Genomic DNA, 11487 nt, shown 5'->3' with positions numbered 1-11487 from the left:
ATCAGGAATGATGGTCGAAGGCAAATGGACAACCGACGCAAATAAATTAGAACCCAGTGGTAATTTCAAAGAGATACCGACAACATTTCGCGATCGCATAAGCGCCGATGGTAAGAGCGGGTTTAAGGCAGAATTGGGGCGCTATCACCTCTACGTTTCTTTGGCGTGTCCGTGGGCGCATCGCACCTTAATTATGCGAGAACTCAAAGGGTTAAATGATGCTATTTCAGTCTCTATAGTCGATCCGATAATGAGCGACAAGGGATGGATGTTTAGTAAAGCACCGGGAGCCATTCCTGACTGGGTGAATCACGCTCAATATCTGCAAGAGATTTATGTGAAAGCCGATCCCAAATACACAGGGCGAGTCACAGTTCCGGTGTTGTGGGATAAGCAAACTCAAACAATCGTCAATAACGAATCTCGCGAAATCATGCGAATGTTTGATGTAGAGTTTGCTCAAGTGGCAACGCAGAAAATAGACTTATACCCACACGACTTACAACAGAAGATTGATGAAACAATTGATGCAATTTATCTGCCCATCAATGCTGGTGTATATCGCGCTGGTTTTGCAACTTCGCAAGCAGCCTACGAAGAAGCGGTAACTGAACTCTTCGAGAGTTTAGATCAATGGGAAACCGTTCTGAGCAAGCAGCGCTATTTATGTGGGGATCGATTTACTGAAGCTGATATTTGTATGTTTACAACTCTGTATCGCTTCGACTCAGTGTATCACGGTCTCTTTAAGTGCAATTTGCGGCGAATTCTCGATTATCCAAACCTTTGGAATTATCTCAAGGATCTATATCAGCGTCCTCAATTCAAATCGATGTGCAATCTAGACTACACTAAGCGTGCCTATTACATGAGTATGACCGAGATTAATCCCAATCGAATTGTGCCAAAGGGGCCAATCATCGATTTTGACGAACCGCACGATCGCGATCGCTTCGGCAAAATTTAGAGGCGATCGCACACTCAGCTATCCCGTTTAGAATCGTGGCTACCTTGAGCTTAGACGCCAGCATTGGTGCACAATAGAGCGACTTTCGGCTTGAGAAGCATTTTTGTATCTTTAAGTTACGCTGAATAACAATTAATTTTGACATCTAAGCCTATCCGTTAAATTGGTAGCTGAAGATTGAGAAAAAGATTTATGCGCTCAACTGGGGCAAGTTTTAGTGTCGTGATGGCAGTCTTGTTAGGTGTAATCGCCTGTACTGGAAACAAATCTGCAAACGAGTCAATCAAAGCAAATCCCGCGATCGCTGAACCGCAATCCTCACCAAAATCGACTCAAGAATCTACGGAAGCCGTCTCGCTGGATTGGTTTACTTCTTCTCAACTAAAGTCTAAGGATAACGTATCTGCTTCACAAGCAAAGGCGTTCATCAACAATGTCTATCAAACACTCGACAGCAAAATCTTTGATCCTGCCTTCAAAAAAGATGAGCGAGACCAACAACTACAAGAACTTCTAGATACAATAGATGGGAAGCCGAATTGGACGAGAGCGGAAGTAATCGAACGCATCAGCAGCCAGCTGAAAAAGCTCTCAATATCCCATCTAAGAATTTTAGATCCAACTGAAGGTGAAAAATTATTCCGTGTGGTTGAGCAGAAACCATTACCAGATGCCACACCTGAACCAGCGATTTCAGCCGAAATACGAGGCGAGATAGGAATTCTTAGAGTCAAAAGCTTCCTGATTCCCCATGTCACCAAGGTTGCACTAGATAATGCAAAGTCTCATCTCTCTCAAGCCAAAGTGATTCTGATTGATCTGCGTGGGAATGGTGGCGGCGCGGGATCAAGCATTAGTTACTTAGTAGAAGACATTGTGGGTGCTGACAAAGTGCTTTGGAGAGACAGAACCCGTGAGGGGCTACAAGTGCAAAAGCCGTATATCTTTCGAGGATATTTTGATGATGCGGTGAATGCTGAAGCTGAAGCTGAGATTAAGCTATCCAAAGAGCAACCGTTTGTAGAATGGCGCACTCGACTAGAAGCAAAGAGAGATCTAAAACCTCACTTCATTTTAGTTGACGATCAATGTGGTTCGTCTTGTGACTTGTTTGCAGGAATCATCAAAGACTATGGATCTGCCAAAATATTGGGAGTCCGCACAATGGGCGCACTATTTGGGGGCGATGCAGTCAGGCTGAACTGGCAGGGATTCGCGCTCATAGTCCCGACACTTCAGGTGATCTCACCCAAAGGTAATACTATCGAAGGTGTGGGAGTGCAACCAGATATCCAAATCCCTGAATGTAAAAACAGTGGTAGCCAGTGTCTTGAGAAAGCAATCGAGATTGCAGGCGCGTCCGCATCACACGACCGTTAAGCATGAAAATGAGAGCAGCAACTTAATAATTGTTCTGCCGATGCAAAGCAGTATGACATTTAGCAGCATTGTTGCATTATTTAGTGCAATGGTTGTGCTGGCTTGTATTCCCAGTGTGAGTGTATTGGCTGTCTCGACAAGATCGGCGACATCTGGTTTCATTCATGGTGTTTTCACAACCATAGGGATAGTGGTTGGTGACATCATTTTCATCATCATAGCCATTTGGGGATTATCGCTTCTGGCTGAAACGATGGGGAGCCTATTTGTCCTCATAAAATATCTTGGTGGTGCTTATCTTATTTTGTTGGGAATAAGGCTATGTAAGTCAAAATCAAAGAATGTGGAGACACAGGAGGTTGTTAAATCCTCTTTAATATCCAGTTTTCTGACTGGACTATTGATTACATTGGGCGATCAAAAAGCGACTTTATTTTATCTTGGTTTTTTCCCAGCTTTTGTTGATATTTCTAAAATCTCTTATTTTGACACTGGCATCATCATAACAATTACTACAGTGGCTGTAGGCGGTGTAAAACTTGGTTATGCATTCATGGCAGATAGAGCGAGATTGCTGATTAGTTCCAAAATCACAAAAGGAATAAACATCGCTGCTGGCTGTGTAATGATTGCTGTGGGAGTATTTTTGGTAACAAAAGCTTAATCATATGACCAAGTTGAGTATGCGTCCGGTGAGCTTGTCGGCGGTAAAATTGTCTCGTATCCTCTGTTAAGTACAACAGCCATGCCAGGTGCCGAGCCTCAAATCATTAATTTTGGTAAATCAGACTCTTGGCAGCAGGTTTTACCACGAGCACCTGTTTTATCTAGTCAGACGGCGGCATGGAAAGGAATTCATTTTGAGTATCATCGCCAGCCTGTTCATGAAACCCCGGAATACTGCTTTCCAGTTCATACCATCAGTATTGGTTTGGGATATGAGGCAAGGGAATTCAAGGCAAATCGGCGAGTTTATAAAGATTTTTGTCCTGGAAATATTGCCATTTGTCCTGCCGATGAAAGTCTCAGCACTCAAGCATACGGCAACGCAGAATTTATGTTGCTCTCACTCGATCCTAGCCTACTTGCTCTGGTAACTGATGGATCTCAAAGCGTCGATCAAATTGAAATTGTGTCGCAAGTTTTTGGTGTCGATCCGCTGATTTACCATATGGGATTGGAGCTGAAGCGAGAACTGGAATTTGCTGAATTGGATAGTCATCTTTATGCAGAATCGATGGCAACGGCTTTGGCAACTCACTTAGTCAGACGGTATGCGACGCGAAAGCAAGCTATTAAGAATTACTTGGGTGGATTACCTGCTTACAAGCTCAAAACTGCGATCGCCTACATCCATGAACATTTGGATCAGCCCTTAAGTTTGGCAGAAATTGCCGTACTGGTAAACATGAGTCCGCATTACTTTGCCAGCTTATTCAAACAATCAACAGGAGTTGCTCCTTACCAATACGTAACCCAATGCCGCATTGAACGAGCCAAACAATTACTGACACAATCTGAATTCACGATTGTAGAAGTTTGTCATCAAGTGGGTTTTCAAAGCCAAAGTCATTTCACAAAGGTTTTTCGCAACTATACAAAGGTTACGCCCAAGGCTTATCGTAACTCACGCGCTTAGTTTTCGGAAGATTGCGATACTTTTGGGAAGAATGCGCAAGACGAGCATCCAAGATTTTGAATAAACTCGGTGCTGATTTGGCAAAGAGAATCATCCAACCTCGGCACTAATTCTATGAGTAGTCTTGTTTTTTGGACGGCAAATCAGATGGCTCAAGCCATTCGCGATCGCCAAGTTTCAGCCCAAGAAGTTTTAGAGGCACATCTGCAACAAATTGCAACTCATAATGCTAAAGTAAATGCGATCGTCACACTTGATGAGGAACGCGCCAGACAGCAAGCCAAAGCCGCCGATGAAGCGATCGCTAGAGGGGAAATCTGGGGAGCTTTACATGGTGTGCCGATGACAGTAAAGGACTGTTATGAAACGGCTGGAATGCGATCGACTTGTGGCTGTAAAAAGTTCTTTAACTATATTCCGGCTCAGGATGCCACGATTGTCTCCCGAATCAAAGCCGCAGGTGCAATCATTTTGGGCAAAACCAACATGGCGATTCTGGCTGCTGATATGCAAACTGTGTCTGATTTTGGACAGACTAACAATCCTTGGAATCTATCGTTTACCGTCGGGGGCAGCAGTGGCGGGAGCGCAGCAGCCGTAGCTGCAGGATTTGTGCCAATGGATCTCTGTTCGGGGTTAGGCGGTTCAGCGAGAATTCCGGCTCATTTTTGCGGTGTGTTTGGCATTAAACCAACAGAAAATCGAGTTTCAATGGCAGGAGCCTGGATTGCTCCCTTAGAAGGAGATGCAGGGCTTCAGTATATGTATGCTCCAGGTGTGATGACTCGCTCTGTAGAAGACTTGAAACTTTGGCTTGCGATTGTTGAGGGCGAAGATGAACGATGGGTTTATACGCCTCCTGTTTTCCCGGAAGCTATTGAGCATCGCCCACTTAAGTCTTACCAAATTGCATGGACAGACAATTTTGGTGAGATTACTGCCACTCAGGAAACACGAGACGTTCTAGAGAGAGTAATTCAAAAGTTAATTGAGCAGGGTTGCCGGGTTGAAAAAGCTTCACCTTCCGACTTCAATTACACGGCTGCTTGGGAGAACTATGGAGAGTTAATCGGCGCGTGGCTGGCAACTCGACTGATGCCGACGCAGCCAATTCTCCTAAACAATCTTCGTAAACTGCTGGCAGGGGGGGTTGTAATTAAGGGAGCATTGAGAGGAACGAGATTAAAACTAAACCAATATGGCGTAGCTCTAGCCCGTCGAGCCACCTTCACTCAACAGATGGATCGCTTTTTATCGCAATGGGATGCCTGGATTTGTCCAGTTGTTCCTTTCCCTGCCTTTAAGCACCACATACCAGGTAAACCAATTAATGTTGATGGAGAGCAAATGCCTTATGTTGTGGGTGGTGTTGCTTACACCAGCATTTTGACACTAACTGGACATCCGGTTGTTGTTATCCCTGTCGGACAAACAAAGAATGGGTTACCGATTGGGGTTCATCTGGTTGGAAAGCGATGGAAGGATTATCATCTCCTCGCTCTAGCAGAGAAAATCGTCGAGGTGACTGGTGCGATCGCTCACCCACCTGGATATTAACTAGCAGCATTTCATTCTTGATCTGTATTTGATTGATTCGCTGCCTGAAATTGATTAATCAACGCCTGAATAATCACTTGCGGATCGTTCGTCTCTATTCCCAATTGTTGGGCAATCATCTGGCGTAGGTTCTCATCTTGCTGCATCATCACTAATAACTCTTCTAGGGTAATTGTTTGAAATTCTCCTTCTGGGGGATTTTCTAACTCGTTGACTTCCCCAGAAACATTACTTTGGGAATCTTCAAAACTTGTTGCTTCTCCTTGAGGAGATTCTTGTTGTACTGTTGGGAAATCTAGAGGTTCATGATCTGGCCCCCCATACTCCCAGATCGGCTCTTCTTGGTTGCGCATCAACATTTGCATCCCAATATCATAAGCAGTATCTCCTACTTCCCCAACACCCAATTCACCCAATTGCACCATTCGAGAAGCTAATTCGTTATTGGGAGTGGGTGATGCTAATAATCTTTCGCCAAAGCCTTGCAACCACTCTACCCAACGTTCCGTCGAGACGCGATGTTCGATATTATGCAGCCACTTTTGCGCCCAATGTTGTCCCCGTGCCTGATGTACTCCTTCCAAAAGTTCGGTGAAGAGAAATTCTAAATCTGTATCATTGAGGGGTGGAGGTGGGGCTTTTTGAGTCTCACCCACATATGTTGATGGCACCTGTTTTTTACCAAACAAGCGTTGAAACAGCCTTTTTAGCCACCGAATGAGCCGCTTGAGCATCTGCCGCACCCTCAAGTGTTAGTTATCCTAAGATTGTAGCGATCGCCTGCCCTCTTATACTCTTTCAATTCAATAAAAACTATTAAAATCCAATTCATGCGTCACCCCCATATAGGTTATTAATAGCAGTTGACCAGTACAGATGGGTGAGTGGTAAAATAATCGTACAGGTGTACTACTACAACCTAAACACTCTGGTACTCCACCACATTGATTTTGACAGGTCGCAGGTGTTCAGATCCCCGACTTTTTTTAAAAAGTCGGGGATATATAACTCTGCCTCATCATCGCAACAGAATGTCACAATGGTTTAGCCCCGAACTTGGCTAGTTGCTAAAAACCTGAAAAGGTATTGAAATCCATGTCTTACGAACCGCTGCACCACAAGTATCGCCCCAAAAGTTTTGCTGAATTGGTAGGACAAGAAGCGATCGCTACTACCCTCACTAACGCTATCCGTGCAGCGAAAATAGCACCTGCTTATTTGTTTACCGGGCCGAGAGGTACAGGAAAAACCTCTAGCGCTCGTATTTTGGCCAAATCACTTAATTGTATTAAAAGTGACAAATCCACGCCCGATCCTTGTGGCGTATGCGATGTTTGCCAAGGAATTACTAAGGGTTATTCTTTAGACGTAATTGAAATTGATGCTGCCAGCAACACTGGTGTAGATAATATCCGCGAGATTATTGAAAGAGCACAATTCGCCCCTGTTCAGTGTCGCTACAAAGTTTATGTGGTCGATGAGTGCCATATGCTCAGTACCGCAGCATTTAATGCGCTACTTAAGACCCTAGAAGAACCACCTAAGCACGTTGTCTTTGTCCTGGCGACAACCGATCCACAACGGGTACTACCAACGATTATTTCACGCTGTCAGCGGTTTGATTTTCGCAGGATTCCTTTAGAAGCGATGATCGAGCATTTAAGTAAAATCGCTACCCAAGAAAATATTAATATTACTCCTGAAGCAGTTACCTTAATAGCTCAAATTGCTCAAGGAGGATTGCGGGATGCGGAAAGCTTACTCGATCAGTTAAGTTTATTGTCGGGGGAAGTGACGCCTGAGCGAGTTTGGGATTTAGTGGGTTCGGTGAGTGAACGCGATTTACTCATACTGTTGAGTGCGATCGCTTCTGACAATCCGGAAGCAGTACTTGATTGTACTCGTAAAATCCTAGATCGCGGTCGAGAACCCCTCATTATTCTTCAGAATCTAGCTTCTTTTTACCGAGATTTACTTATAGCCAACACCGCACCTAGCCGCCACGATTTAGTGGCTTGTACTCCCCAAACTTGGCAAGCACTGGTTGATTTATCTCAACAGTTGGACAGAAGTACAATTTTGCTAGGACAGCAGCACCTGCGATCGGCTGAGGTGCAATTGAAGAACACTACCCAACCACGTTTGTGGTTAGAAGTAACACTGTTGGGATTGTTACCTTCAGCACATCATAACAGTCAACCATTAACTACAAGCCGACCAACACCTGCGGCAACACCAAGCCCTCGCATCTCCACTCCCCCTGTCTCTTTCGCCCCATCTCCAAGTAACAAAGAAGACGCCCATAGGCAGTACACTTCCGAACACGAACAAACATCCGAAGTAGTCAATGGCAGAGAATTTAAATCATTTGTTGCGGATGCCAAGCCTGTCTCTGAGAATGGACACATAGCAGAAAACCCTACTTTCCAAGCAGCCAACGGCAGTGCATCGAAATCGCAGATGCCTTCTCCAGAAACGTCTGCAAGTAATCTGCCCTCCACAAAAGCTTACCCTGCCGAACGAGAACCCCCAGAGGAAAAGCAGTCACCTGCAAAGCCTCCTGCACAGCAAAGCTCTGTACCAAGTAATGGTTCTCCTAAAGCACTGTCTGGTAATTCCGCTTCTGGTGACTTTTCTCCACCTGACGATACAGCCTCCTCTACAGATCACGAGCAAGTTGCTACAACAGCAAATTTTGACTTGACTCAGATTTGGCAACAGGTACTTGCTAATTTCCAGCCTGTTTCCCGGCGGGAGCTATTGCGGCAAATGTGCCATCTGATCGAGTTTGACGGCGCTGTAGCTTGTATTGCTATCAAACAAGCTTGGTATAAAAAAGTGCAGTCAGAACAGTCGAAGATTGCAGCAGCGTTTCAGGAAACTTTCCAGCGTCAGATTCAAGTAAACTTGGCATTAGCAACTGCATCAAACTCTACACTCCCTAAGAGTGCTTCTTCACCTCAACCACAGCCTACTTTTAACCAGCAAAGTCATAATCCAAATCCATCAGGTGAAATTGCCAAACCAGTACAAATATCGCCTCCAAAATCGGAATTAGTTAAGAATCCAAATGCGGGTAAAACTTCGCCTCCACCACAATTACAAACTGTACCAACTGTGGATTGGGAAATTGATGAAGTGGCGATCGCTGCTCAACGTTTAGCACAGTTTTTTGATGGGCAGATTATTAATTTTACAGAGGATGCAGCAGAAGTAGCCAGTTCTACCAACGCCGCTCAATGGGTGGATGAAGCAGAAATAGATGAGGAATTTTAGGCAATAGTTAATAATCGTTAGTAGGGGCGGGTTTATTTAGATATTTCGTTATTCTAGAGAGATTGTTGTTAAAACCCGCCCGTACAGTAGTTAGTAGGGGCGGGTTTATTATAGATACTTTGTTGTCACAAAAAGATTGCGGTTAAAATCCGCCCGTACAGTAGTTGGTTGTTAACGACTATCCACTATCCACTAACTAATTTTCACTTCCCGTATGTACAGTTTTTACCCATTTCAAACGCTTAGGGCGTACTGACATTCGGGCAGTGGTACTGCTCATTACCACTAGCCAGTGGAGCATATACAAAGTACCGCGCAAGGTTTGGAGTAGCAGCAAGAAGTAAGTAGAAATCTTAAAGCCTTTTTGTTTTCTAATCCTTGCCAAGCCAGCAAACATACCTGCTACTGACATTGTTACAGTTAAGCCAGTTACTGGACTGAGTATTGGCGGACGATGCTTGGCGATCGCCATCAACATATCTGGTACTGCTGCGGTGGGCAAGATGTATTGAATTAACATGAATGCCAGTAGATCCCAGGTTTTGCGGGTGCCCATGCGGTTTTTGAGAATTAGATCCCAGTAATCTAAATACCGCTGATATCCCCCTTCAGCCCAACGGTTGCGCTGATGCCAAAGAGCGATCGCGCTCGTCACACCTTCTTCCTCAACCGCTGGGTGGAATACGCAGTCAATATCCCAGTTGGTTAAATGTAAGCGGAGTGTCAGATCCAAGTCATCTGTGATGGTTTCTTCATTCCAGCCACCACAAGCTGCAAGGGCTTCGCGCCGGACAAATTGACCATTACCCCGCAACTCACCAATGCCACCTAAAGCAGTTCGCTGTTGTTGAATATAAGCATCAACAGCCATTTCTGCCATCTGACCCTTTGTCCAAAAATTTTCTTCGGCGTTGGCGATCGCTTTTCGCACTTGCACCGCCCCTAGATTTTCACGTTGGAACAAGGGTATGACTTGCAGGAGCATATCTTTTGGCACTTGAGCATCAGCGTCAAATACTGCTAGAATTTCCCCTTTTGTTAAGGGCAGCACCTGATTTAATGCCCCAGACTTGCCGCCACCTGCTCCGACAGGACGCTGCAACACTCTTAAATTGTGGTATTCTTGCGCCAGTTCTGCTAACAGCTGCGGTGTTTGATCGCTGCTTTTATCGTCAACGATCCAGACTTCGTACTTGTCTTCCGGGTATTCTAAGCTGCAAAGGTTTCTGACTAATTTATCAATTACAGTCTCTTCATTTTTGGCAGCTACCAAAACTGAGACATAGGGGAAGTCACCCTGCATTTGCTCGTGAGGACGGCGGGGTTTAGCAAAAACCAGCACCAGGGCATGAAGCCCAAGGATTGTGGTTAGTCCTAGTACAAACAGAGAACCCCAAGAAACTAGATGCAGGGCGATCGTGCCACTCCAAACTATTGTGAGAGCCAAAGCAGCTTTGCGTCTGCGACCTTGAAAGCGGGATGGAACAGACACAGGAGTTGATGTCTCTTCCTCCAGCAGATCTTCTTGCACCGATAGGTCGGCAAGCAAGGAGTCGAGCGGATCAAGCTCGTTGTAAGAATCGTTTTCGGGCCAGAAATTCGCTGGCATAGGTAACTTGATTCAACCACCAGTATTTGTCAACACCCATAAAGAAGCTGGGTATCAGATAACACCAAACCGTACAACCTTCACACACCTTGAGCTTACCTTGAGAGCGGCGGTAATTTTCCACCTCTTCCGACTCTCGATAAAGTTCGTAGAGCCGTCCCTGAATGGGAATTCCGGTTTGAGCAAAGTGGTAACAAGGCAGTAGCAGTTCGTCGTTAGGAGAAATAGCAATGACCGCATCTACCGCTTTACAGCGGGGATTTTTGGTATCATTGCCGCCAGCTTCAATAAAAGCCAGTGCAGCCCTATTGTACCCGACATTCTTGTATTTCTTCGCGGTATCTTCTATTGCCGCCACCATTTCCGGGGTGGGATTTTTACCAGAGTTGTAGTTTTCATGGGCAGTGAAGGCAGGATTGAGCCAAACGCGCACACCCAAATTTTTACCTAGTTCTGCTACTTCCTCAATGCGATCGTAGTTTTGGGCAGTGACGGTATGGTTGAGTACAGGATATTCTCCCAAAGACTTGGCGATATTTACGGATTCAACCAAAGTGTCAAAAATTTTCACTCCCCGCGAGCGATCGTGAGTGTCAGCATCAGCTCCATCCAAAGAGAAATTTAAAAAGTCAACTAAACCTTGAATTTCCTTGGCTTTTTGCGGATACAAAATTGTATTCGTCGTCATGCTGGTATAAAAACCCTGCTGCTTGGCTTCAGTATAAATCTGTCCGACATCATGCCGCAGCAGCGGTTCGCCACCTGTAAAGTCTACATACTTAACTCCCAAGCGACGTAAATCTTGTAAATTGTGCTTGATTGTCTCAAAATCAGCTTCTGTTCCCGGTTCTAATGCCCAGATGTTACAAAAATGACAGCGAGCATTACAACGATATGTCAAGTAGTAGTTTGCAACCAGTGGAGCCATAGTGTTAAACCACTAAAGTTTTCCTTTACACATCTTTAAACGTAGTTACAAAACAGTCAATAATTATTTAGTCATTTGTAATTTGGTCATTACTCATTGGTCATTGGTCATTAGTCATTAGTTGTTTTCCC

General features: G+C 44.9%; 9 protein-coding genes. 6 read left to right on the top strand and 3 right to left on the bottom strand.

What is annotated here, in order from left to right:
• The 5 genes from U2718_RS30700 to U2718_RS30680 form a co-directional block, all read left to right on the top strand.
• A partial coding sequence (locus tag U2718_RS30700) for a glutathione S-transferase family protein (RefSeq protein ID WP_411813394.1) occupies positions 1-967 on the top strand: 967 nt, incomplete at its 5' end.
• A 192-nt stretch (positions 968-1159) separates the two neighbouring features.
• Positions 1160-2347, top strand: a complete 1188-nt coding sequence (locus tag U2718_RS30695; RefSeq protein WP_342002754.1) for a S41 family peptidase — start codon at positions 1160-1162, stop codon at positions 2345-2347.
• Entirely contained in the window at positions 2316-3011 is a 696-nt protein-coding gene (locus U2718_RS30690) for a LysE family translocator (RefSeq protein WP_342002755.1), read from the top strand. Before U2718_RS30695 ends, U2718_RS30690 begins: the two co-directional genes overlap by 32 nt.
• Positions 3012-3092: 81 nt before the next feature.
• Complete coding sequence (locus U2718_RS30685) at positions 3093-3986, top strand: AraC family transcriptional regulator (RefSeq protein ID WP_342002756.1); 894 nt, start codon at positions 3093-3095, stop codon at positions 3984-3986.
• A gap of 114 nt (positions 3987-4100) precedes the next feature.
• The gene (locus tag U2718_RS30680; protein WP_342002757.1) at positions 4101-5543 is read left to right on the top strand and encodes an amidase; all 1443 of its coding nucleotides are present in this window, start codon (positions 4101-4103) and stop codon (positions 5541-5543) included.
• An 11-nt stretch (positions 5544-5554) separates the two neighbouring features.
• On the opposite strand, the gene U2718_RS30675 is transcribed toward U2718_RS30680, so the two are convergent.
• Positions 5555-6277, bottom strand: a complete 723-nt coding sequence (locus tag U2718_RS30675) for a hypothetical protein (protein ID WP_342002758.1) — start codon at positions 6275-6277, stop codon at positions 5555-5557.
• Between the two features lie 361 nt (positions 6278-6638).
• Between U2718_RS30675 and U2718_RS30670 the strand changes: the two genes are divergently transcribed.
• A complete protein-coding gene (locus tag U2718_RS30670; protein ID WP_342002759.1) occupies positions 6639-8819 on the top strand; it encodes a DNA polymerase III subunit gamma/tau in 2181 nt (726 codons plus the stop codon).
• A gap of 196 nt (positions 8820-9015) precedes the next feature.
• Here U2718_RS30670 and U2718_RS30665 read toward each other — a convergent pair whose 3' ends face one another.
• Positions 9016-10428, bottom strand: a complete 1413-nt coding sequence (locus tag U2718_RS30665; protein ID WP_342002760.1) for a glycosyltransferase family 2 protein — start codon at positions 10426-10428, stop codon at positions 9016-9018.
• Positions 10382-11356, bottom strand: a complete 975-nt coding sequence (locus U2718_RS30660; protein ID WP_342002761.1) for a radical SAM protein — start codon at positions 11354-11356, stop codon at positions 10382-10384. Before U2718_RS30660 ends, U2718_RS30665 begins: the two co-directional genes overlap by 47 nt.
• Positions 11357-11487: the final 131 nt, after the last annotated feature.

It is taken from the genome of Chlorogloeopsis sp. ULAP02, from assembly GCF_038404745.2.
Lineage (GTDB): Bacteria > Cyanobacteriota > Cyanobacteriia > Cyanobacteriales > Nostocaceae > Chlorogloeopsis.
This window is presented reverse-complemented; position numbering and strand designations above follow the sequence as displayed.